Genomic DNA, 21,788 nt, shown 5'->3' with positions numbered 1-21,788 from the left:
GAGGAAATCCGACAAGCGGTCCCGGAAACGTAGCGCGGACGCGATTTCCTCTCGCCGAACGGAAAGATCAGACGTCCACCGCCGGCTCCGGCGGACCGGCCGCGACCGCGATCGCGTCTTCTGGACACGAACTGGCGCCGAGCCGGGCCGCTCGTGCCCGGTCCGCGGTCACCACGAAGGTGACGCCGCGGGGGAGGCAGAAACCGTCGTCATCGGTGTCGAACACCTCCGGAGCGAGCGAATAGCAGCGGCCCTGCCCGGTACACCGGGTGGGGTCGACCATGATCTGCACGGTGAGCTGCTCCCCCGTTGTCGGATCGGCGGTCATGACCGGTCCCAGACCAGCGGCAGGGCGACCAGCCCGGCTGCACCACCGCGCTCCAGCACCGGCTCACCGCCCGCGATCCGGTAGTCGGGGATCCGCCGGTGCCACTGCTCCAGCGCGACCGCCATCTCGGCGCGCGCGAGATGGGAGCCCAGGCACCGGTGCGGTCCGGCGGCAAAGGAGATGTGCCGGTTGACCGCACGGTCGAGATCGACCTGGTCAGCATCTGAAAACGAGCGCGGGTCGCGCATGGCCGCACCGAGCAACAGCAGCGCCATGTCCCCCTTCTTCATCGGGCAGCCGTGGAAGTCCACGTCACGGGTGATCTTGCGGCCGTCCTGGATGATCGGGAACGCCCGCAGGAACTCCTCGACCGCCGTCGGCACCACCCCCGGTTCGGTCGCCACCCGTCGACGGTGCTCCGGCGTCGTCGCCAGATGGTGGAACGCATAGCTCAGCTGGCTCTTGACGGTGTCGAGGCCCGCGAGCACCAACACAACGCACATCTGCAGAATCTCATCATCACGCAACGGTCGATCTTCATAACGCGCTGTCATGAGATAGCTGACGAAGTCAATCTCGGGGTCGCGCAGCGTCGCCCGCCGATCCGCGACGACACCGATGAAGTACTCGGTCATCGCGCCCATCGCCGCCATTGTCCGGGCCTGGCCCTCAGGATCGGTGAAGGCGTCGAAGACCGTGTCCACCCACTCGACGAACAACGCGTCATCGGTCTCAGGCAGACCCATGATCGACAAAAACGCCCGGGTCGGGTACACCGCCGCGAAGTCGGCCACGAACTCGCAGCCACCGGAGTCGAGAAAGGCGTCGATGGTCCGGTCGCACAGTTCGCGCATCCGGGGCGTCGCCCGGGCGACCGCACGGGGTGAGAACGGCGGGTTGAGGATCTGACGGTACCTGCCGTGCTCGGGCGGGGCGACATTGGTCGGAATCCAGCGGTAACCCGGGTTCGGGTCCAGGACGATCACCGAGTCGCTGCCGAAGACCTCGGGGTTCTGATATGCCTCGCGGCACTGATCAAAGCGGGTAATCATCCAGAAGCCGGCCCCGAAACTGTTCCAGTAGACGGGGGACGCCTCACGCAGCTGCGCCATCTCCCCGATGCCCGTCAGCACCGGCCGCGGCGACATGATGTCGTAGTTGACCACCGGACAGGTCCCGGCGGGCGTCGCGCGCTCCGGCGTGGGAGTGGGTACGGGCGCCGACATCAGCCGAGTGCCAGACTCTGGTCGAACGTCCGGACCTCGATCCAGCCGATCTCGAGTTGAATCTCGGTGATGACCCAACCATCACCGTCGCGGCGCAGCCGGTTGCGGTAACGACTTGACATCTGCAGAACCTGGTTGGGGTCGTCGGCGGCAACCTGGTGGGAGGTGAGGTAGGCGAGCGCCGATGCCTGATCGCCTTCGACGTCGACGTGGTAGACGGACACAAGGTGGTGTTGGAAGCTGCGGTCCGCCGTCATCTTGTCGACCCAGGCCACGATGGCATCGGCCCCCTCGACCCACTCGCTCCACGTACCGGCTGCGGTGAAACGCATCCGAGCGTCGTCGTCGAACACCGTGCGTAAGCCTACAAAGTCTTTCTGGTCGACCGTCGAACAGTAACGGTAGAGCGTGTCGCTCGCGTTGATGTGGTCACGTACGTCCTCGAACGTTCTCACGGTGGTCATCCGGTGCTCCTCCTGCCATGGTGGGATCGGGTTGCGGTGCCTTACGGTGACGCTGTCAGCCGGCCGCGCCCTGGACCGGCTCTGGCTGGTCGGCCTGACGCAGTTCGCTCCAGCCCTGCTCGAACGCCCTGGACGAGATCTTCCATCCGCCGTCCTCACGGCGCAGCTCGTCGACGTAATTGCCGACGCTGAGCATGACCGTGCCCGGCGCGTCCCGACCGGTGAGGTGCGCGGTCATGTGGCAGCGGGCGGTAGCCCGATCGCCGTCGATCTCGATCGAGTACACCTTGTCCATGTGGTGCATGAACAAGGCCGAGGCGCAGGTGCTGACCAGCCACTGCACGATGGCGTCGCCGCCTTCGAGCCACTCCCCGCCCCAGTAGCGCCCGCGGGCATCGTCGGTGAACAGTTCCCGCACGGCGGTGAAGTTCCCGGCGTCGATCTGGGAGCAGTAGCGGTGCAGGATTTCCGTCACCGCCAGCCGGTCGATGGCATCCGCCACGGTGCGGACGGTCATCGCGACACCTTCATCCAGGTGCTCTTGACCGTGGTGAACTCCCCGTCGATGACGTGTCCGAAGGTCGCGTCAGCCAGGTAAGACGCGCCCGGTTCCGACAGGGGATAGCTGCGCGGGTCCACCAACATGCTGGTCATCAGCCGGTCACCTTCCACAGTGCCTTCCACTGGTCCTGATAGCCCGCGGGTCCGGTGTCCTCACGGGCGGGCCGCGGCACGTTGTCGTGGGTCCAGAACTCCGCAGGCTGGAACGACTTCGCCTCGGGTGCCAGGTCCATGCCCTCAGTGATCCGCATCGGTCTGACGGGTCGATTCCGCCTGCATCTCCCACCTTCGTCGACGGCTGCAGTCGAGATTGAAGACAGATTCCTTATAACGAACTAGCTTGTCAAGAGCGATCAGTGATCCGAGTCACTACCGGAGGACTGGTCGAGACACACGATCATTTTCCCGACGTTGTCGCCGCGGAGCATGGCCAGGAAGGTCGGCCAGGCGGCCTCGATACCACCGTGGACAACCGTCTCGACACTGCGGACAGCGCCCTCGCGCAGCCAGCGCGACATGTCATCGGTGAATGCGGCGCGCTGGTCGGCATGGTCACCGACGAGAAAACCCGCCATCCGCAGCCGCCGCCAGATCATCAGCAGCAGGTTGCGTGGACCGGGCACGGGCTCGGTTGCGTTGTAGGTGGAGATCGCCCCGCAGAGCGCGATGCGGCCGAACGGGCGCATCACCCGGATCGCGGCTTCCAGCTGTTCTCCCCCGACGTTGTCGAAATACACGTCCAAACCGTCGGTGTCAAGCTGCGCGAGAGCCTCGGAGAGTGACGCCCGCACCGACTGATCACGATAGCTGAACGCGGCGTCGAACCCTAGATCCCCGGTGAGAAAGCGGACCTTCTCCGCGGAGCCCGCACTGCCGATGACACGGCAGCCCATGACCTTGGCGATCTGGCCGACCGTGGCGCCCACCGCACCGGCCGCCGCCGAGACGAACACGGTTTCTCCGGGTTTGCACGCGGCGACGTGGCGCAGCCCGACATAGGCGGTCATACCCGTGATGCCCAGTGCACCGAGGTACGCGGAGTCGGGGAACCCGGTCGTGTCGACGGGTTCAGCGTCGACGGGTTCGGCGTCCGCGGCGGCGACCAGCGCGTACTCCCGCCATCCCGCCTGGTGGACCACGTGCCGGCCGACCGGGATGGCGGACACATCGGACGCAACCACCTCGCCGACCGCGTGTCCCTGCATCGGGGCGCCGAGCGCATAGGGCTCGACATACGAGGCCACCTCACTCATCCGGCCACGCATGTACGGTTCCACCGACATCACGGTGTTGCGCACGAGAAGCTCACCAGCGCCGGGGTCGGGTATGTCGACCTCGACCAGAGCCACATCGTCGTCCGTCGGCCACCCCGCAGGACGGCGCACCAGGTGCCATTCCCGGCTACCGGTCACCGCTGACTCCTCTCCACCCGGTTCACCCCGCCGGCCCATCGTCATCGGCCCTTGCCCGCGCCATGCCGGATTCGCACAATATTCGTCATGATGAAAAGCCACAAGGGTCATGTCACCCCTTCCCCCCGCCGGCTGGGCGGGTGACCGCGTCACCACCATCTCCACCGTCGACGACAGACCAGAGCAGACCAGAGCAGACCAGAGCAAAGCGGTCGTAACCGGGGCTTGCGGCTTTTCATCATGAGAAATAAAGTCGGCTACACATCCGCGTACAGGGAGGTCACACGGTGGACGCTCGGCATCCGTCGCTGGTGCAACGGCAGCCCCGGGCCCGACGCGGGCCGCTGTCGGGCATCCGCGTGGCCGACTTCTGCTGGATGGGCGTCGGTTCCGTCGCCACCCGCATGCTCGCGGACTTCGGCGCCGAGGTCATCAAGATCGAAAGCCGGACCCGGCTGGACTTGCCCCGCCGATTACCGCTCTACAAGAACGACTCCCGCTCGTTCGGCGCGGAGGATCCCGATCCCGACCCGGACAAGGGCGGACTGTTCAACAACTACAGCCGCAACAAACTCGGCGTGACAATCAACATGCGGTCCGTCGAGGGCCGGGAACTGGCCGAGCGACTCATCGCACAAAGCAGTGTGGTGACGGAGAACTTCGCTCCCGGCGTCATGGCAGGCTGGAATCTGACCTACGAACGGCTACGCGCGCTGTGCCCCGAGGTCATCTACGCCCACATGAGCGGTTTCGGCCAGAGCGGCCCGCACCACACTTACCGCAGCTACGGGCCGGTGGTGCAGGCGGTCAGCGGGCTGTCCTTCATCAGCGGCCTGCCCGACCGGGAGCCCTCGGGCTGGGGTCTGTCCTACATGGACAACCAGGCTGCCTACTACAACAGCGCGGCCCTGCTCATGGCGATCATGCATCGCAACGCGACCGGGAAGGGCACGGAAATCGACACCTCCGCCGTGGAGGTCGGCGTCAGCCTGCTCGGTCCCGACCTGCTGGACGTCACCGTGAACGCACGACCGACCCGCCGGCCGGGCTTCCCCCCGGGTAACCGGCTGGAACACCCACAGGCTGCCCCGCACGGGGTGTACCCCTGCGCCGGCGAGGACCGGTGGGTGGCCGTCGCAGTCTTCGACGACACCGACTGGCACCGTCTGACCGAAGCCATCGGCAACCCCGCATGGACGACGGACCCGCGTTTCGCCAGCGGATCGAGCCGGTTCGCCCACGCTGACGCGCTCGACGCCCACCTCGCGGAGTGGACCAGACACCGGTCACCGCATGAGGTCATGACACTGCTGCAGGACAACGGCGTCTGTGCAGGTGCCGTCCAGGACGCGCGCGACCTCAACGAGGTCGACCCGCAGCTTGCCCATCGCGGCACGTTCTTCGAGCTGGACCACCCGGTGATCGGCCCGGCGCGCTTCGAGGGGACACCGGTGACGTTCTCCCGTATCGAACAGGACAACTGGCGGTCAGCCCCGCTGCTCGGCGAGGACAACGCCTACGTGTTCAGCGACATCCTCGGCCTGTCCACGAACGAAGTGGCCGACCTCGCCGCGGCGGGTGTGATCTGAGATGACCACGGCCCAGACCGGGACAGCCGGTTCCCCGCCGCTTCCGTATTCGGGGCTGACGGTCGTGGAGTGGGCCGGTGACCCCGCCGGTGAAGGGACCGGAAGACTCCTCGCCGAGCTCGGTGCCGACGTGATCAAGATCGAACCACCGCAGGGATCACCGACGCGGCGGATCGGTCCCTTCGCGCACGACGTTGTCAGCGCCGACACGAGCCTGACGTTCTGGTACTACAATTTCGGCAAGCGCAGCGTGGTCCCCGACGGATCGGAATCGGACCAGGCGTTGTTGCACCGCCTGCTCGTCGGCGCGGACGTCCTGCTCATCACCTTGCGCCCGCGCGAGATCGCCGCGGCCGGCCTGGACTACTCCGCGCTGTTGACCACGCATCCGCAACTGATCATCCTGTCGGTCACCGCGTTCGGGCTGGACGGCCCGTGGGCGGACTACCGCACCTGCGATCTGGTCGGACTCGCCGCGGGCGGCCCGCTGGCCAGCTGCGGCTATGACGACCACTCGATCCCGCCCATCCGCCCCGGCGGCAATCAGGGTTACCACACGGCGGCGAGTTTCGCCCACTGCGGCCTGCTGCTGGCATTACTCGATCGCCAGCGGACAGGTGCGGGGCAGCTGGTGGACGTGTCCATGCACGAGTCGCTCGCCGTCAGCGGGGAACTGGCGAACCCATACTGGTTCTACCCGAAGGTCCTCGTGCACAGGCAGACCTGTCGCCACGCCCAGCCCGTGCCGACACAGCCGGCGCTGTTCCGCTGCGCCGATGACCGATGGGTCTACTTCGCGCTCATCCTCGCCGACCGCAAGCCATGGGATGCGCTGGTCGCATGGATGGAAAGCCTCGGCGTCGCCGCGGACCTGACCGACACAGCCTACGATGATCTGGCGCACCGCCAGCAGAACTTCCAGCACATTCAGGAACTCATCGAATGCCTGTTCCTCCTGCAGGACGCCACGACGGCCTACCACGAGGGGCAGCGGCGCGGGCTGCCGATCGGGCCGGTCAACGCCCCCGAGGACGTCCTGGACGACGAGCACCTGCAGGCGAGGAACTTCTTCACCACGGTCGCCTTCGACAGCGATCTCAGCGCGTTGGTCCCGACGAGCCCCTACCGGTTCTCGTCTTTCCAGACCGTGGCTCCCACGCGGGCGCCATGGTTGGGTGAACACACCGGACAGGTACTCGCCGCCGAGGAGGCAGACCGATGATGAGCAGACCTGTGGTACGGACACGGCCGGTGGACGACGGACTGTTCGTCGAGGGCGACGACGGGCCCAGCCTCGTCGCGAGCAGCTGCCGGTCGTGCGGGACGACGACCTTTCCGCGCCAGCAGTCGTGCCCGAAATGCACCCGGATGGACATGGCGGACCGCCTTCTCCCCCGCAGCGGCACACTGTGGTCCTTCACCGTGCAGAGTTTCCGTCCCAAACCGCCCTACGCCGGTCCGGAGCCGTTCACGCCCTACGGCGTGGGATACGTCGAGCTTCCCGGCGTGGTCATCGTCGAGGCCGTCCTGACCGAAAACGACCCGCAGCGGCTGCACATCGGGGCGCCGATGGAGCTGGTCCTCGTGCCCTTGTGTCACGACGACGACGGCACCCAGGTCCTCACCTACGCGTTCTCCCCCGTCCGATCCGGTGACCGGGAACGTAGATCAGACGAAAACCAGGTCCCGAACGTGGGTAACCACAAGTAACCACAAAGGAGTGCGCCGTGGATGTCGCCATCGTGGGCATCGGAATCCATCCGTTCGGGCGGCACGAGGGGGTCAGCGGACGGGCGCAGGGAGCCTACGCGGCCCGGGCTGCACTGACGGACGCGGGCCTGGAATGGCCCGACATCCAGTTCGCCTTCGGCGGCAGCCTCGCGGCAGGGGCCGCCGACTCGCTCGTCTCGGACCTGGGGCTGACCGGCCTCCCGTTCATCAATGTGGCCAACGGATGCGCGACGGGTGGCAGCGCACTGATCAACGCGGACAGTACCATCAGGTCGGGCGCGTACGAACTCGGGATGGTGATCGGCTTCGACAAGCATCCGCGGGGTGCCTTCGACACCGACCCCGCGACGGTCGGCCTGGGGCAGTGGTACGGCGAAACCGGACTCATGCTGACGACCCAGTTCTTCGGGATGAAGGCGCAGCGCTACCTGCACACGTACGGCCTCAGTCCGTCGATACTGGCGAAGGTGGCGGCCAAGGCCTTCTACAACGGTTCACTGAACCCCAACGCGTGGCGCCGTGTCCCACACACGGAAGACGCGATCATGTCGTCGACGATGGTGAGCCATCCGCTGACGCAGTACATGTTCTGCTCGCCGGGGGAAGGTGCAGTCGCGCTCGTGCTGTGCCGGGCGGACCGCGCGCGCAGGTACACCGACACGCCGGTGTACCTGCGGTCCGCGGTACTACGTTCACGCCGGTTCGGCTCGTTCGAGGTGTTCAGCCCGTGGCTGGCACTAGAACGCGCTGACAGCCCGAGCGTGGACGCGGCCCGGGCGGCGTTCGAGCTGGCCGGGGTCGCCCCCGGCGATGTCGACGTCGCGCAGATCCAGGACACCGAGTCCGGGGCGGAGATCTGTCACATGGCCGAGTGCGGCCTGTGCAAAGACGGTGAGCAGGAGGAACTGCTGGCAACGGGTGCCACCGGGATCGGCGGCAGCCTTCCGATCAACACCGACGGTGGCTGCCTCGCCAACGGCGAGCCGATCGGCGCGTCGGGTCTGCGTCAGGTGTACGAGAACGTCCTGCAACTGCGCGGGGCCGCCGCGGCGCGCCAGGTGCCCGCAAACCCGACGGTGGCGTTCAGCCACGTCTACGGCGCGCCGGGGGTCAGCGCCTGCACCGTGCTGACCCGCTGACCGGCCGTCAGATCATGAACCGGTCGGCAGCGCGGGCGAGACACGCTCGCTTCTGCGCCAGGTCGGCCCCGCGCCATATCTGGTCCGCCCACACGACCAGGTTGGTGATCCCCTCGGCGTCGTAGCGGGGCACCAGTTCCAGCTCCTGGCCTTCCAACCGGAAGTAGCAGGCAATCATCGCGCGCCCGTACTGTTCGCACAGTGCCGCGAGCCGGTCACGAAGCCGTACTGCGTCGGAGAAGGAGGGTGTGCCGGAACTGAACCAGGCGTCCCCCAGCCGGGCTGCGCGATGCAGCGCCCGGTCGGTGTTCCCCCCGAGGACGAGCGGCACCGCAACGGGCCGGGGGGTGACCTGGATCCTGCCGGTCGTGAAGTGGGTACCCTGATGCTCGAAGGGTCCTCCGCTCCAGGCCGACCGCAGGACCTCCAGGCACTCCTCGAGGCGGGATCCGCGTTCGTCGAACGGAACGCCGAGGGCGGCGAACTCCTCGCGCAGCCAACCGGCTCCGACCCCGAGCATGAACCTGCCGGCAGCGATCTCCTGCGTCGTGCAGGCGGCACGAGCTGTCAGAAGCGGGTGACGTAACGGCAGGATGTAGATGCCCGTCGCGAGCTTCACCCTCGTCGTAAGCGCCGCGGCGGCACTCAACGCCGACCACGGGTCCAGCAGCTTCGTGGCCGGGTCGATGATCGACCGGGTGTGATGCTGGTGCGCCGTTTCGCCCTGGGTGGGGTGCTCGCTGGAGTAGTCGTACGGCAGGACGAGATGCTCGCCGAGCCAGAGGGCATCGAAGCCGAGGCCGTCGGCCGCCACGGCGAGGTCCAGTAGGTCACGCGCACCCATGTCGTATACCGACAGGCCGATCCGCATCATCAGTTCCCTTCCGGCCTCAACCGAGGTAGTGGATACATCCGCTTTGGTTGCGCTGCCGGTAAGAGCGCCCGGCAATAGGGGCGTGGGCGGTGGTCACCGCCACTCGATGAAGTCGTCCATCCGGGCGCCGAAGCGCTCACGGCTGTACCCGACGATGCCGTGAATGTGCTCCTCCATGAGACCGCGGGCCTGGTTGGCATGACCGGCCAGGATGGCGCGGGCCAGCCTCAGGTGATCATCAGCGATCAGGTCGCGCATCACCCGAGGGTCGTCGGTGACGGCGACGTGGTGGGCGACGATCTGACCCATGGTCTGCATGGTCAGTTCGAGCACGCGGTTGCGGGCCAGTGAGGCTATCGCGATGTGAAATCCGCCATGTTCCCGGACGAATTTCTCCAGCTCCTCGTGCTCTTCGTGCGCCCCGTCCCCGTCGAGGTAGGGTGCCATCGCGGCGGCGCGCGCGTTCCTGTCCGGGTTGCGGGCGGCCCGATCGGCCAGAACGCATTCGGTCAGCACCCACGCCTCGAAGAGCTCGGAGTAGGTGGCTCCGGCCAGATGGAAGTACAGCGTCGAGATCCGCCCGAGGTTCGACGGGTCGACGGTACCGACCACCGGACCGCCGCCCGGTCCACGGCGGATGGACAGCAGACCCTGCACCTCCAGGAGGCGCAGCCCCTCTCGCAACGACTCGCGACTCACCCCGTACTGCTCGAGCATGACCGCCTCCGACGGCAGGCCGTCACCGGGCTGTAGCCCACGGGCGATGATGTCGTGGACCACATCCCGCGCGACGGTCTCCGATGTCTTCAGGCGGCGCGTGACCCCGTCACCCGACGCAATCGCGATACAGCCTCGTGGAGTCGCAGCGGCCGGCGTGCGCCGAGGTGGGTCCACCGCTCCGGCTGGCACAGGCAACGGCTCTCCGGTGAGCGACCCGGGGACAGGAGCCTGCGGCGGCGCGGATGAAGCAGGATCGCGCCGCCTTTGGCCATCTGGGCTGCTCAACATGAGCCGAGGGTACCGCCGGGTTCAGTTGGTCCTGATGAATCTCACCGGTCAGGCCGCGTCAACGGGGATACACCTGGGGGCCGCAGCCGCCGACGGCAGCGAGGTAACCGGTGGAGTCCACCCGACGCTCGCCCCAGAGAATCTCGAAGAGAAGCCTGCTGATTTTCCAACCGTCCGCTGTGCGTCGCAGCTGGTTATGGTACCGGCCGACGAGCACGTGCACCGTTTCCGGCGATGCGCGGAACACCTGGTGCGAGGTGTGGTAGATAAGCGCCGTGGCGTGATCCCCTACAAGGTCCACATGGTAAACACTGAGCAGATGATGCTGCCAGACGCATTCCCGGGTGCCTTCGTCGATCCAATCAGCGACCGCGTCACCGCCGACGATGGGATCAGCGTTGCCGTACTGCGCCCACAGGTCGTCGGCGAGGGTCACACGGATCCCGTCGACATCCCGTTTGTCGATACACGACGCATACCTGTAAAGCACCTCGGTGACGTCGGCGCGGTCCAGGCCGGCCTCAATCTCGGCCGCTGTACGCATGCTCGCTCCCTTCGCAGCCGTCCCGACGGGTGCCACGTCTACCGCGGCACTGCCGGGTCAAGCCCCGACCTTCATCCACACGCTCTTGAGCTGGGTGAAATCGTCGAGAGAGGCCGCGCCCAGGGTGCGGCCATGCCCGGAGTACTTCACACCGCCGTAGGGCACCGTCGGGTAGACCATCTGGAAGGTGTTCACCCACACCGTTCCTGTCCGTAATGCTCTGCTCACGCGGTGTGCCAGGCCCAGGTCGTTGGTCCACACGCCGGCCGCCAGACCGTACTCGGTGTCGTTGGCGATGGCGATGGCCTCCTCCTCCGAGCCGAACTCCAGCACGGACATCACCGGACCGAAGATCTCCTCGCGGGCGATCCGCATGTCGTTGCGCACGGATGTGAACACCGTCGGCTGGTGGAAGTAGCCGACGTCGCCGTGACGCTCACCGCCGAGCACCAGCTCCGCACCCTCGTCACGGCCGTAGCCGACGTAGCGCTGCACCCGCTCCAGCTGTTCCGCGGACACCAGCGGTCCCATCTGGCTACTGGGGTCGAAACCCGAGCCGAGCCGGATGTCACGCGACCCATCAATGATCATACTTACCAGTTTGTCGTGCACGGAACGGTGCACCAACAGACGACTACCCGCGGTGCACACCTGTCCGGATGCGCCCCACACCGCGGCCATGGCCGCTGCGGCGGCGGCCTCCAGGTTGGCGTCGGGGAAGACGATGAACGGGCTCTTGCCGCCGAGTTCGAGGCTCACCCGCTTCACCCGTGCGGCGGCGGCCGCCTGAATCGCGCTTCCGGTAGCCACGGACCCGGTGAACGACAGGGCGTCGATGTCGGCAGAGGCGACGAGGGCGGCGCCCACGACCTCACCGACACCTTGAACGACGTTGAAGACCCCCGGCGGAATCCCCGCCTCGAGCGCCAGCTCCGCCATGAGAACCGCCGACATGGGGGTCTGCTCGGCCGGCTTCAGCACGACGCTGTTGCCCGCGCTGATGGCGGCGGCCACCGAGGCGAACACGGCCGTCGGCCCGTTCCACGGAGTGATCAGGCCGACGACGCCGATCGGCTCCCGGTGCTGATACACGGCCAGGTCCGACGGTACCGGCGGGATCGTTCCGGAAAGCTTGGAGGGCCAGCCCGCGTAGTAGTCAATACCGTCGACCGCGAACTGGACGATGAATCCCTCATAGAAGCGCAGCAATCCCGCGTCGATCACATCGATCTCGGCGAAGACGTCCGCCCGCTCCGTCAGGAGGCTGGAGAGCCTGCGCATCCGGCGTTCTTTTTCCAAGGGCGGGAGGAACCGCCACCGGCCGTCCTCGAAGGCGGCGCGCGCAGATTGTGCGGCCCGTTCGGCGTCGGCCACCGAGCCGGCAGCGGCGGTGGCGACCTGCCGTTCCGTCGCGGGATCGATGACCGCCATCGTCGCCCCGTCGGCAGCCGGGACGACCTCACCGTCGATAACGTGACCGAACAGGGGGCGTGCCAGCTGCCGTGCGGCTTCCGCCGAAATCGGATATGTCGAGGAATCGTCCGATGTACTGATCACCGAAGGTACTCCGATCCGGTAGGAGAGATATCTGCGGAAAAAGGTCCCGATATACTGAAAGCGACTGCACTGAGAGCAACCGGCAACCGGGTCACGGGGCCGGGGCACGTGGCTCGCCGGTCGCGACGGGCTCAGGCTGCGCGCCGGACTCGGACCCGGACTCGGCAGCCGCCGCCTGCGTTCGCCGGCTGCGCCGGGTCTGGGCGACCTGCCGACTCGCCAGGGCGACGGCGATCAGCAGGGCCACGCCCTGGAACAGCGGCTGGATCCAGAAGGTGCCGGGCCCGAAGGCCAGTTGCAGGCCCTTGACACCGAACGCGAGCGCGAAATACGCGACCAGCGTGCCCCACACGTTGGGCCGCCGGGAGAACTGCGACGCCCCGAAGAACACCGCTGCCAGTGCGGGGAACAGCAGACCTGAACCGGAGTCCGCGGTATAGGCGCCGACCCGCATCGAGTAGATGACGCCGGCGATCCCGGCCACCCCGCCGGAGGCGATGAGCGAGCCGTAGACGAGCCGCTCCGCCGGCAGGCCGGCCAGCCGCGCGGCCTCCGGGTTGCTGCCGACCGCGAACAGGTAGCGCCCGACCGGCGTGTGCTCCAGAACGAACCACAGGATGACCGCCAGCGCCAGAAGGTAGAGCACGACCACCGGAACGCCCAGCAGGTTCGTACTGCCGAGCGTCGCGAACCGGTCGGAGAACGCGCCGGTGATCTGGCGGTTGTCAGAGACCTTCAGCCCCACGGCGGTGAGCACCTGGCTCACGCCGAGGGTGGCTATCAGCGAGTTGACCCGGAACCGCACGACCAGGAAGCCGCTGACCAGTCCGACCAGGCAGCACACCAGCACAGCGCCGAGGCAGACCAGGCCGACCGGGATGTGGGTGTTGCCCGCGAACCAGTTGATCAATACCAGCGACAGACCCATCATCGCGCCGATCGACAGGTCGAAGATGCCGGCCGCGAGCGGGACCAGGAAGGCCAGCGCCAGGACCGCGGTCACCACGCCTTCGCCGAAGGTGAGACGGAACGTGCTGACCGTCAGGAACAAATGTGGCTTGAGCGCTCCGAAAATGATGATGAACAGCGCGAAAAGGAGGAGGGCGCTGTACTTGCCGAGCGTGAGGCTGACCGGCTGCCGGACAGGCTCCGGCGGGTACGGACCGCCCGCGACACCACGACCTGCCCCGCCCTTCGCGGTCCCGGCTTCCACAGCGGGTGGCTGGGCGACGACGGGCCCGGCCGGCTGGCCGCCGGCCCGGTCCGCGGTGCTGTCGGCCGCGGTGCTGTCGGCCGCGGATCGCCGACCGATTTCTAACGACATTGCTCCACCTCGGAAGATGCAGGACGAAGACGGCCTTGATCACACGACCGCCGGTCGAAAAAGGGACTCATGGCGCTCCCAGCGATACCTGTGCGTGATCAATGGCTTCCGGTGAAAGGTCGACGCCCCGGCGCAGTGTGCGCACGACACGTCCGTGACTCAGAATGAGTACGCGGTCGGCCAGGCGGGCCAGCTCCTCGCTGTCGGTCGAGACCAGTAGGACCGCCGTTCCCGCGTCCGCGCTGCGCTCGATGATGCTGTGGACCTGATCACGCGCCTTCACGTCGATGCCGGCGGTCGGGTCGTCGAGCACGAGCACCTTCGGGGACAGGCGCAACGCGCGGGCGACGAGCACCTTCTGCTGGTTCCCTCCGGACAGGCTCGTGATGGGCGCGTCCACGCCGCGGGTCACGATCCCGAGCTCGTCGACCCAGGTACGAACCTCCCGGCGCTCGGACCCGGCGTCGATGTAGCCGCGCCGGACATGGCGGCGCAGCGACCCCATGGTCAGGTTCTGGCGTACCGTCAGGGTGGCGAAGGTGCCGTACCGCGCCCGTTCGCCCGGTACGAAGGCCAGCCGGGCAGCCATGGCCGCGGCGGGATTCGCCGACGGAACGGCGACACCGTCCACGGACACCTGGCCCGCCCGGGGCATCCGTCCGCTGAGCATTGCACCCAGCACCTCGCGACCCGAACCGGTCAGGCCGGCGATTCCGACGATCTCCCCACGGCGCACGGTGGTGGACACTCCGGCGACGGTTCCCCCGGCGATCTCCTCAAGTCCCAGGACGACGGGCCCGGCCGTCTCGACCGCCTCGTCACGCCCGGTCGAGATGACCAGGTCGTGACCAACCATCAGCCGGCCGAGGGTGTCGCGGTCCATGTCGGCGGCATCCGCCGATGCGACCTTCCGGCCGTCGCGCAGGACCGTGACCTGGTCCGCGATGTCGAGGACCTCGTCCAGATGGTGCGAGACGATGAGCACGCTGTGTCCGGCGTCCCGCAACCGCCGGATCGTCGCCAACAGCCGGTCCACGTCGGCCGCCGGCAGGGCGGCGGTCGGTTCGTCGAGCACCAACACCGCCCGACCCTGGTCCGGTTCGGGAAGCGCCCGCGCGATGGCGAGACCTGTGCGGTCGGCCAGCCCCAGTTCGCCCGTCGGGGCGCGGACATCGATGTCGAGCCCAACCCGCGCCACCCGCTCCTGCGCCTGCCGGCGAGCTTCCCGCCAGTGGATCCGGCCGAGGAAGCCCCGCGGATAGGAGAGCCCCAGCATGAGGTTCTCCACCGAGCTGAGGTCGAGGAGCAGCCCCAGGTCCTGGTGGACGAAACGGATTCCGGCCTCGTGCGCCGCCGCCGATCCGAATTGCAACGGCATACCGCGCACCCAGACGCTGCCGCCCGGATCCGGACGATGGTAGCCCGCCACAATCTTGATCAGGGTGGACTTGCCGGAGCCGTTCTGCCCGACGAGGGCGTGCACCTTTCCCTCGGCGATGGCAAGATCGACACGGTCGAGGACCACCTGCCCGGAAAACGTCTTGGACAGGTTGCGGATGTCCAGGGCCGGCACGTTCGCCCTGTCCTCCTGTGAAGCTGTCTCGACTTCGCCGTTACTCACCATTACTCACCATTACTCAACTGACCTGACACCTCGCGCCTGCTGGGGCCGAAGAATGCGCGAATGAACAATGATCGCGCACTCTTCGGCGAACCGTGTGATTTCAGCTTGCCGTCACCTCAGAAACCCCACAGCTTCTTGAACGTGTCCTTGAAGCCGGCCGGCCCGGGCCAGCCGTTCTTCTCGTCCACGATGGCCTTCGCCTGGTCGGGTGTGCTCACGAGATAGAACGGCGAGATGGCAGCCTTGCGCTCGTCCGGCAGCGACCACTGGTCGACCGCGACACGAGCCATCTGGTCCGCCATCGTCCACATCGCGAGCTCCTGCGGGAGTGCGCTCCACGCCGTCGAGGTGCCGTTGATGACTTCGTTGAACTGCGGCTGCGCCCCCTGGGTACCGACCAGCTTCACCTTCCCCAACAGGCCGGCTGTCTTCAGGACGGCCGGCACACCTTTCTCAAGGCCGTTGTAGGTGAAGAAGACGTAGTTGACGCTGGGATTTGCCTGCAGGTAGGAAGAGACGCTCTGCGGCACGGCGCCACCGGCGAGGTCGTTGACCGTCGTCTCAAGAGTGTGGATCTTGCAGCTGGGGCAGTTCTTGCCGAGCTCGGCCTTCACCCCGTCGGCCTGTGCCGTCAGAACCGGGTAGGAGGGGATCGTCACCAGCAGGATGTCGGCCTTGCCGTTCGAATCCACAGCCATGAAGTCGGCCATCGCGCCGCCGAAGGCACTGGCGGCGGTGGCGTCGTTGCAGTCCGAGAAAAGGTTGTTGCTCGGTCCCGCGGGCACGTCCGTGCTGTAGCACATGAACAGCGGGATGCCCTTGGACTTCGCCTGGTTCATCTGCTGCTTGAACAGGTCGACGGGAAAGCCGGTGGTGGCGATGTAGTCCACGCCGGCGTCGATGGCCTGTTGAATGGCCGAACCCGGATCGGTTGCGGTGGCGCTCAGCGTGGTCAGGCTCCAACCCAGGGCTGCGGTGGCGTCCTTGACGAAACCAGCCAGGATGGCGCAGTTCGGGTCCGCGCACTGGACGAAGGCAACCTTCTTCTTCGGCGGCGCAGACTTCAGCGGCGTGGACTGAACGATGCTCGTCGGCGGCGTCAGGTACTTGGCGAGGTTCGCCTTGGCTGCTGCTAACGACGCGTCGGACGTCGGAGCCGGGTTTACCGACGCCGTCGCCGCCGGCGTCGACGCCGAGTCCGAATCACTGCCGCACGCCGCGAGGAACAGCGCGAGGACCACGCCGACGACGAGGGGCATTACTCTTCGAGAACTGCGATGCATGTGATTACCCCGTCGGTCCTTGAAGGAAAAGACGGGCGTCCTGACACAGCGCCGGCACAGGCCGGCCACCGTATCGGAATGCCGTCGCCGAGTGATAGAAGATCAGTTGGGAAACAGCTGGATGTGGGGAAGGATTGTCGGCGGTGTCGCACCTGGACGCCGAGTCAGAGCCGGATCAAGTGCCAGGAAAAGTATTCCTCGCGATGTTCGCTGTCAAGGACATACTCGGCGGCCCCCTCCTGGAGATCCACCGGGAACCAGACACGCCCGGCCGTCATCCAGTTGGCCGAAGATCACGCGATCATGGACCTTTTCGCGCGCTCGAAGGCCCCATGGGTCGCCGGACGCCGTGGCCACGTACGAGGTATGCCCTCCCCTCCGCCGACCGTCGGTACCGCCGGACCGGACACGCGGACCGAGGAGATACCGGAGGGCGTCCACGCTGCCCGCTCCAACCGTGGTCCACGTCACACGGAGACCATAAACGTCATGACGATTAACCGCAAGGGAACGATGCGGGAAGGTCACGCGCATCGGCCGGCACAGACGCCGGCCCTGCGCGAGGGCACCCTCGCAGGTGACTCCTCATGAGGAATAACGGGCAAGGCGCCGATTCCATGATCGTCGCCGTGGGTGTCGTGCGGGGCGAGCTCAGTCCACCGGATGCGTGCGGGAGTCGTTGCCCACCACCAGGAGTCTGCCCGGAGCCCGTTCGCCGTTGATCAACCAGTAGCCACCGTCACGGTGTAAGCCGACCTGCGCGGGTGGAGCGCACCTGCCGTCGACCCGGTGTGTATCGAATCCGGTGCTCACCCCGACGAACGTTTCATGACAGCTCGGGCAGTGGGCGGCGTTCAACGCCGTCCAACGGACACTGCATCGCCCACAGCTCAACAGAGTCGGACGGTCGTAATCGACGTCCCGGCCAGCCACTGACTCGCCCCCTCACCCATCCGACATCGCACCCGCCACCGACCATGATGGGGTGGCGGGTGGTCGGTGGTGCGGGCAGGGGCGGCCAGTCATGCGATGCCTCGCATGATAATGCGAGGCCAACTGGTCGGCCCGGTATCGGCAGGTACCTATCCGCTCCCGTGGACCTGTCCCACGACACAACCCAACGACACAGCCCAACGACGCAGCCCAAGAACGCAGCCCAAGAACGCAGCCGGACGGGCGTGAGTTCACGCCCGTCCGGCTGCGTTGTTGCACACGGCGACCACTGCTGCGAAGCCGTCAGGGCCGGATAACGGGTACCGGTCCGGTCCTGACGGTCGATGTCACCCCGGGAACCCACCACCGGCACCGGCGCCGCCGCCCGTTCCGGTGCCGGACCCAGACCCAGGCCCGGACCCGGTAGCGCCGGACAGTGCGTCCGCGGCGCTGGACAGCGCACCACGGGTGAGGTCCAACGCAGCATGCGTAACATCCTTGGCGGTGTTCTCGCCGCTGCTGCCGGGGTTGGCACCATTGTTGCCGCCGGTACCGGTACCGGTGTCGCCCCCCGAGGTGGAGCCGACACCTGAGCCGGGGGTGGTGCTGGCGCTGGTAGTGGTTCCACCAGCGCCGGAGACCGCATTCGCGGCGCTGAACAGCGCACCACGGGTGATGTCGACAGCAACGCGGGACACGTCGCCGGCTGCCCCGGCTGCCCCGGCGCCCGGGTCGCCGCCGGCGGTGAGGAAGGGAGAGGCGCTGGCCGGAGTGGCACCCAGGATCGCGGCGAGCACGCCGGTGACGGTGATGACACCGGCACGCCGCAGGGTTCTGGCGGTCATGCTTGCCCCCAGCAGATATCCGTAGTGGACGTTTCCCTGGAACCGTAAGCCGTCGCACGGCGTCGAGACGTCACATACCGGGCACTGTGGTAATGGTTTCATCACAGGGGAAGAAAACGCTGGCATCTCCATCGGGTCGGGCGAGGCTCCCCGGGACTGGCGCGGTCGAAGTCGGGGAATACCTCGGTCAGCCACCGACCATCGCCATGGCGCGGCGGCATCGGACACAGGGAGGCCACGATGTCCAGGACAGCGACGGAGCATCGAGTGTACGGCGACGCCGCCGGTGCCGTGTGGGCCGTTCTCCTTGTACTGGGCATCGCCGTCACGGCGCTCGGCGCCGTGCTCGTCGCGAACCCGTCCGACTCGGCGAGCACGCTGGCGATTCTGGTCGGGTTGGCGCTGGTGCTCGCCGGTATCACCGAGGTGCTCGCGGCGGGACGCGCGCCGGAGCCTGCCAGGGCGGCCGTGTTCGGCGTTCTGCTGGTCCTGGGCGGAATCGTGGCATTGGCGTGGCCTGATGTGACGCTCTGGACGCTGGCAGTGATCGTCGGAGTGTCCCTCGTGATAGCCGGGTTCATTCGGCTGATCATCGCCTCAGCCGCTCCGGCGGACGACCCCGGGCGTGGGCGAGCCGCCGCGGCCGGCATCCTGTGCGTGATCGCCGGCATCGTGGCGATGTCCTGGCCGTCGGCGACCGTGTTCGTCCTGGCCGTGGTCTTCGGCATCTGGCTGATCGTCCACGGGGTCACACAGATCATCCTTGCGCTGAGCCTTCGCCGGGCGCTGGCGGCCACCGCCCCCTGATGGCGGATCTCCCGCACTGAGAACCGCCTCCACCGGCGGTCCGCACTGAATCGGCACGACCGGCGGCGGGTGGGCGGACAGGCCACTCGGCCTTGTTCGCCATCGATCCGAGCCGCCCATCGAGCGCCATCGGCTGGAGTCCCTGCCGGGAAAGCGCCGCGTCTTGAGGCTACACGTCCCCGAACAGCCACTGGTCGACATGGCCGAACTGACCGACGCCGACCTGGACACCGTCTCGGCGGGCGTCGTGGTCATTCTCATCATCATCGCGTGACGGTCATCCCGACGAGTTCCTAGCCGAACAGCAGCCAGCCCGACCCCTGCCTGGTCGCAACGGCAACGGCAACGGCCGGGCCACGACCGGAGTCTCGAAGACGTGCCGGGCTCGCCGCAACCGGTGTCCCGGTGAGCATCGGCAGCCACGGCTGGTCGCGATCTCGGGCGCCCGTGACGACGTGGATGTGGACATCTACCGGTCGCTCGATCCCCTGGCCAAACCGCCGCCCGAACACGATCAGCTGTTGGTCGACGTCCGGGCGCCAGTCGCCGACCCTCCGACCGTGGACGACGCCGTCCGGGTCTGCGCCGAGAAAATCTTCCAGCACACCGGGGTCGAACCGTTCGCCGTCGACCGCACCCACCCGGATATCGGGATTTCGGTCAGCAAGGTCTTCGCTCGGTCCTTCCTGGCCGGGTTGAACTGGCCGAAGTAGCGGGCGGTGACCCATTTTCGGCCTTTCCTGGGATGCCTGCGGCAAGCCCATTTGTAAAGGTGCTGCCACAGGTGCTCGTCCAGGCTCTGGTACGACTTCTTCGATACCCTTGACCGGTAGTAGCTCACCTGGCCTCGGATGATCGGGTTCATGGTGACGATCACCTCGATCGGGTTCGCGCCGCGCAGGCTACGCAGTGTCGCGGCGTTCCTCCGCCGGATCTTCTTGACCGCGTCACGGCTGGGTCTGGTGAGGACCTTCGTGCCGCCACGGACGTGGTAGCGGCGGATGTTAAACGACAGGAAGTCGAATCCGCCGTCGATGCGACGGATTGCGGTCTTCTCCTGGTTCAGGGCCAGCCCCCGGTCTTTCAGCCACAGGTCGACCCGCTCAGCCGGCCGGCCATGGCCTGACCCTCCTGCTCGGCGTCGGCGGTGCCGGCGTCCGCGTGCAGGTGGGCGAGAGTCCGGCCACACAGGCGGCGACCAACGCGTCCGGGTCCAGCCTCGTGAGCACCCACCGGATCGTCTTCTCCGACGGCAGCAGCACGGCACCATCGAACGGGTCCACCCAGGCGCCCAGTCGCAGCAGTTGGCTACGGGTACAGGCTGCGGCTCACTGCCCGGCGGCGTCCAGCGACTCGAACCCCGGAACCATGAATGCCGACAAGATCACCGCCAGGACGTAGCCCAGCGGGTGGCGCCGCCACCGGGTTCTGCGGGGATCGGGCAAGCCGTTGAGGACCGCGAACAGGTCCCGAGTGTCAGGTTCGGTGTTCTGGACCTGGACAGGCGAAGATGCAGACACGGGCGCGACCCCCGATCATCGTTTGGATTCGACACCCTTGATCTTTTGTGAAGTTGTGCCCGCCTCCTGCCACCCCCGCCGAAACCGGCCAACCCGTCATCAACTACCCAGACATCGCAGATCACCACGCAAGTTCGCTACGCCGGGGCCCTGGATCCTTGGCGTGCTCGGCGAGCGTCCACCCGTTCGTACGCTCGTTCTTCGACAACAGCCCGTCCAAGTAGGCCCACGCCTGCGCCCTCGGCTGGTCGCCGGGGAATACAGTGCGCGACACGACCGAACAGCTCGGCAAGCCCAGCCTCCCATTCCGCGACGTCACCCAGGGTTACGCTGTCAGTCGCGGCCACCGCATCTGCGTCGTTTTTCTTCACACAGTCGAGGAATCACGCGATGGCCGCCCGCGCATCGCGCCACGCCGACGATCCGGAAAGAGACCACACGGCGATCACTGTGGCTGTGGTACTAAGAGGATGTGGATATAGGTTTCTCTTCGTGGTATTCAATGTGAACTATCTTGAATATGGGACTGCCGGAGAAACTGTCTACTTCAAAATGAAGCTTAATGGCGAAGCTGCCGTCGGCCTGCTCGACCGGTTCGAATCTCGGCTCGACCCGATAGGTTATTTCGCCATTTTCAACCCGGACTCCGGGCAGGAAGTCGACCGGCCTTTTCGCGAAGGATGGGGAAGCCCAATCAAACGCGCCAGTTCGATCTACGATTATTTCTATGGGCGGGCCTTTCGGGGAAACAAGGACGCGCCCTAGATCGGTTCTGATTACGTTTTGTGGTTCGCGGACTGTGGCGGAGGCTGACGTGACAGCTGCTGAAGTAACAGAGGTTCCCGTGCCCGCCGTCCCGCATGCCGTCAGCGCGGTTAATGCCAAGACGGGCGAGAAGAGGAGAATTTTTCGCATTCGCACGATGGTCTAAGATCTCCAAGTCGTTTGTCGATGCCACGTTTTGCATCTGACTGCTCACGTTAGCACACACAAGGGCCCGTCCATAACTGTCCTGTTTT

25 protein-coding genes and 2 pseudogenes are annotated in these 21,788 nt (G+C 66.8%); 7 read left to right on the top strand and 20 right to left on the bottom strand.

Annotated features, from left to right (window positions below):
• Nucleotides 1-67: 67 nt before the first annotated feature.
• The 7 genes from U9978_RS10970 to U9978_RS10940 form a co-directional block, all read right to left on the bottom strand.
• Nucleotides 68-328, bottom strand: coding sequence for a ferredoxin (locus U9978_RS10970; protein WP_322760985.1), 261 nt, complete (start codon nt 326-328; stop codon nt 68-70).
• The gene (locus tag U9978_RS10965) at nt 325-1,494 is read right to left on the bottom strand and encodes a cytochrome P450 (RefSeq protein ID WP_322760984.1); all 1,170 of its coding nucleotides are present in this window, start codon (nt 1,492-1,494) and stop codon (nt 325-327) included. The genes U9978_RS10970 and U9978_RS10965 overlap by 4 nt, the downstream gene beginning before the upstream one ends.
• A 59-nt stretch (nt 1,495-1,553) precedes the next feature.
• Complete coding sequence (locus U9978_RS10960; protein WP_322760983.1) at nt 1,554-2,018, bottom strand: nuclear transport factor 2 family protein; 465 nt, start codon at nt 2,016-2,018, stop codon at nt 1,554-1,556.
• 55 nt (nt 2,019-2,073) lie between these two features.
• Nucleotides 2,074-2,535 carry a nuclear transport factor 2 family protein gene (locus U9978_RS10955; RefSeq protein WP_322760982.1) on the bottom strand — a complete coding sequence of 154 codons (462 nt, stop codon included), beginning with the start codon at nt 2,533-2,535 and terminating at the stop codon, nt 2,074-2,076.
• Nucleotides 2,532-2,672 (bottom strand): hypothetical protein, encoded by a 141-nt coding sequence (locus U9978_RS10950; RefSeq protein ID WP_322760981.1) that lies wholly within the window; start codon nt 2,670-2,672, stop codon nt 2,532-2,534. Before U9978_RS10950 ends, U9978_RS10955 begins: the two co-directional genes overlap by 4 nt.
• Nucleotides 2,672-2,830 (bottom strand): hypothetical protein, encoded by a 159-nt coding sequence (locus tag U9978_RS10945; RefSeq protein ID WP_322760980.1) that lies wholly within the window; start codon nt 2,828-2,830, stop codon nt 2,672-2,674. The genes U9978_RS10950 and U9978_RS10945 overlap by 1 nt, the downstream gene beginning before the upstream one ends.
• A gap of 102 nt (nt 2,831-2,932) precedes the next feature.
• Nucleotides 2,933-3,991 (bottom strand): NADP-dependent oxidoreductase, encoded by a 1,059-nt coding sequence (locus U9978_RS10940; protein ID WP_416210923.1) that lies wholly within the window; start codon nt 3,989-3,991, stop codon nt 2,933-2,935.
• Nucleotides 3,992-4,278: 287 nt separating this feature from the next.
• On the opposite strand from U9978_RS10940, the gene U9978_RS10935 reads away from it, so the two are divergent.
• Genes U9978_RS10935 through U9978_RS10920 form a run of 4 tightly spaced genes read left to right on the top strand, consistent with a single transcriptional unit; the run spans nt 4,279 to nt 8,450 of the window.
• Entirely contained in the window at nt 4,279-5,580 is a 1,302-nt protein-coding gene (locus tag U9978_RS10935) for a CoA transferase (protein ID WP_322760979.1), read from the top strand.
• A 1-nt stretch (nt 5,581) separates the two neighbouring features.
• Nucleotides 5,582-6,802 carry a CaiB/BaiF CoA transferase family protein gene (locus tag U9978_RS10930; protein WP_322760978.1) on the top strand — a complete coding sequence of 407 codons (1,221 nt, stop codon included), beginning with the start codon at nt 5,582-5,584 and terminating at the stop codon, nt 6,800-6,802.
• A complete protein-coding gene (locus U9978_RS10925) occupies nt 6,799-7,290 on the top strand; it encodes a Zn-ribbon domain-containing OB-fold protein (RefSeq protein ID WP_322760977.1) in 492 nt (163 codons plus the stop codon). Before U9978_RS10930 ends, U9978_RS10925 begins: the two co-directional genes overlap by 4 nt.
• Before the next feature lie 17 nt (nt 7,291-7,307).
• Entirely contained in the window at nt 7,308-8,450 is a 1,143-nt protein-coding gene (locus U9978_RS10920; protein WP_322760976.1) for a thiolase family protein, read from the top strand.
• 7 nt (nt 8,451-8,457) lie between these two features.
• Here the strand turns inward: U9978_RS10920 and U9978_RS10915 are convergent, their stop codons facing one another.
• The 9 genes from U9978_RS10915 to U9978_RS10875 form a co-directional block, all read right to left on the bottom strand.
• Entirely contained in the window at nt 8,458-9,321 is an 864-nt protein-coding gene (locus U9978_RS10915; RefSeq protein ID WP_322760975.1) for a TIGR03619 family F420-dependent LLM class oxidoreductase, read from the bottom strand.
• A 96-nt stretch (nt 9,322-9,417) separates the two neighbouring features.
• Entirely contained in the window at nt 9,418-10,233 is an 816-nt protein-coding gene (locus U9978_RS10910) for a FadR/GntR family transcriptional regulator (RefSeq protein WP_322761014.1), read from the bottom strand.
• 157 nt (nt 10,234-10,390) lie between these two features.
• Nucleotides 10,391-10,876, bottom strand: coding sequence for a nuclear transport factor 2 family protein (locus U9978_RS10905; protein WP_322760974.1), 486 nt, complete (start codon nt 10,874-10,876; stop codon nt 10,391-10,393).
• A gap of 57 nt (nt 10,877-10,933) precedes the next feature.
• Nucleotides 10,934-12,433 carry an aldehyde dehydrogenase family protein gene (locus U9978_RS10900; protein WP_322760973.1) on the bottom strand — a complete coding sequence of 500 codons (1,500 nt, stop codon included), beginning with the start codon at nt 12,431-12,433 and terminating at the stop codon, nt 10,934-10,936.
• A 91-nt stretch (nt 12,434-12,524) separates the two neighbouring features.
• Nucleotides 12,525-13,757, bottom strand: coding sequence for an ABC transporter permease (locus U9978_RS10895; RefSeq protein WP_322760972.1), 1,233 nt, complete (start codon nt 13,755-13,757; stop codon nt 12,525-12,527).
• Nucleotides 13,758-13,824: 67 nt separating this feature from the next.
• Nucleotides 13,825-15,378 carry a sugar ABC transporter ATP-binding protein gene (locus U9978_RS10890; RefSeq protein WP_322760971.1) on the bottom strand — a complete coding sequence of 518 codons (1,554 nt, stop codon included), beginning with the start codon at nt 15,376-15,378 and terminating at the stop codon, nt 13,825-13,827.
• Nucleotides 15,379-15,497: 119 nt separating this feature from the next.
• A complete protein-coding gene (locus U9978_RS10885; RefSeq protein WP_322760970.1) occupies nt 15,498-16,640 on the bottom strand; it encodes a sugar ABC transporter substrate-binding protein in 1,143 nt (380 codons plus the stop codon).
• Between the two features lie 675 nt (nt 16,641-17,315).
• The gene (locus U9978_RS10880; protein ID WP_322760969.1) at nt 17,316-17,477 is read right to left on the bottom strand and encodes a hypothetical protein; all 162 of its coding nucleotides are present in this window, start codon (nt 17,475-17,477) and stop codon (nt 17,316-17,318) included.
• Nucleotides 17,478-17,944: 467 nt separating this feature from the next.
• A complete protein-coding gene (locus U9978_RS10875) occupies nt 17,945-18,442 on the bottom strand; it encodes a hypothetical protein (protein WP_322760968.1) in 498 nt (165 codons plus the stop codon).
• A 240-nt stretch (nt 18,443-18,682) separates the two neighbouring features.
• Between U9978_RS10875 and U9978_RS10870 the strand changes: the two genes are divergently transcribed.
• Nucleotides 18,683-19,249 carry an HdeD family acid-resistance protein gene (locus tag U9978_RS10870; RefSeq protein ID WP_322760967.1) on the top strand — a complete coding sequence of 189 codons (567 nt, stop codon included), beginning with the start codon at nt 18,683-18,685 and terminating at the stop codon, nt 19,247-19,249.
• Between the two features lie 455 nt (nt 19,250-19,704).
• Nucleotides 19,705-19,962 (top strand): hypothetical protein, encoded by a 258-nt coding sequence (locus U9978_RS10865; RefSeq protein WP_322760966.1) that lies wholly within the window; start codon nt 19,705-19,707, stop codon nt 19,960-19,962.
• A 53-nt stretch (nt 19,963-20,015) separates the two neighbouring features.
• Here U9978_RS10865 and U9978_RS24015 read toward each other — a convergent pair.
• From U9978_RS24015 to U9978_RS10850, 4 genes and pseudogenes are all read right to left on the bottom strand, one after another.
• Nucleotides 20,016-20,132: pseudogene (locus tag U9978_RS24015) on the bottom strand (group II intron maturase-specific domain-containing protein); the annotation flags it as partial.
• Nucleotides 20,133-20,332: 200 nt separating this feature from the next.
• Nucleotides 20,333-20,482 carry a hypothetical protein gene (locus tag U9978_RS10860; protein WP_322760965.1) on the bottom strand — a complete coding sequence of 50 codons (150 nt, stop codon included), beginning with the start codon at nt 20,480-20,482 and terminating at the stop codon, nt 20,333-20,335.
• 95 nt (nt 20,483-20,577) lie between these two features.
• Nucleotides 20,578-20,769: a hypothetical protein gene (locus tag U9978_RS10855; protein ID WP_322760964.1), complete on the bottom strand. Its 192-nt coding sequence runs from the start codon at nt 20,767-20,769 to the stop codon at nt 20,578-20,580.
• Between the two features lie 124 nt (nt 20,770-20,893).
• Nucleotides 20,894-21,092, bottom strand: a pseudogene (locus U9978_RS10850) (IS701 family transposase); the annotation flags it as partial.
• A 67-nt stretch (nt 21,093-21,159) separates the two neighbouring features.
• Between U9978_RS10850 and U9978_RS10845 the strand changes: the two are divergent.
• Complete coding sequence (locus tag U9978_RS10845; RefSeq protein WP_322760963.1) at nt 21,160-21,534, top strand: hypothetical protein; 375 nt, start codon at nt 21,160-21,162, stop codon at nt 21,532-21,534.
• Nucleotides 21,535-21,788 lie beyond the last annotated feature (254 nt).

The organism is Protofrankia sp. Cr2, from assembly GCF_963555885.1.
Classification (GTDB): Bacteria; Actinomycetota; Actinomycetes; order Frankiales; family Frankiaceae; genus Protofrankia.
The sequence above is the reverse complement of the archived record's forward strand: the minus strand, read 5'-3'. Positions and strand labels throughout refer to the sequence as shown.

Coding starts and splice junctions, on each gene's coding strand:
- U9978_RS10960 (WP_322760983.1), bottom strand. CDS start 2,018: ATGACCACCGTGAGAACGTTCGAGGACGTACGTGACCACATCAACGCG.
- U9978_RS10870 (WP_322760967.1), top strand. CDS start 18,683: ATGTCCAGGACAGCGACGGAGCATCGAGTGTACGGCGACGCCGCCGGT.
- U9978_RS10955 (WP_322760982.1), bottom strand. CDS start 2,535: ATGACCGTCCGCACCGTGGCGGATGCCATCGACCGGCTGGCGGTGACG.
- U9978_RS10875 (WP_322760968.1), bottom strand. CDS start 18,442: ATGACCGCCAGAACCCTGCGGCGTGCCGGTGTCATCACCGTCACCGGC.
- U9978_RS10925 (WP_322760977.1), top strand. CDS start 6,799: ATGATGAGCAGACCTGTGGTACGGACACGGCCGGTGGACGACGGACTG.
- U9978_RS10950 (WP_322760981.1), bottom strand. CDS start 2,672: ATGACCAGCATGTTGGTGGACCCGCGCAGCTATCCCCTGTCGGAACCG.
- U9978_RS10905 (WP_322760974.1), bottom strand. CDS start 10,876: ATGCGTACAGCGGCCGAGATTGAGGCCGGCCTGGACCGCGCCGACGTC.
- U9978_RS10845 (WP_322760963.1), top strand. CDS start 21,160: ATGGCCGCCCGCGCATCGCGCCACGCCGACGATCCGGAAAGAGACCAC.
- U9978_RS10945 (WP_322760980.1), bottom strand. CDS start 2,830: ATGCGGATCACTGAGGGCATGGACCTGGCACCCGAGGCGAAGTCGTTC.
- U9978_RS10885 (WP_322760970.1), bottom strand. CDS start 16,640: ATGCCCCTCGTCGTCGGCGTGGTCCTCGCGCTGTTCCTCGCGGCGTGC.
- U9978_RS10970 (WP_322760985.1), bottom strand. CDS start 328: ATGACCGCCGATCCGACAACGGGGGAGCAGCTCACCGTGCAGATCATG.
- U9978_RS10895 (WP_322760972.1), bottom strand. CDS start 13,757: ATGTCGTTAGAAATCGGTCGGCGATCCGCGGCCGACAGCACCGCGGCC.
- U9978_RS10915 (WP_322760975.1), bottom strand. CDS start 9,321: ATGCGGATCGGCCTGTCGGTATACGACATGGGTGCGCGTGACCTACTG.
- U9978_RS10930 (WP_322760978.1), top strand. CDS start 5,582: ATGACCACGGCCCAGACCGGGACAGCCGGTTCCCCGCCGCTTCCGTAT.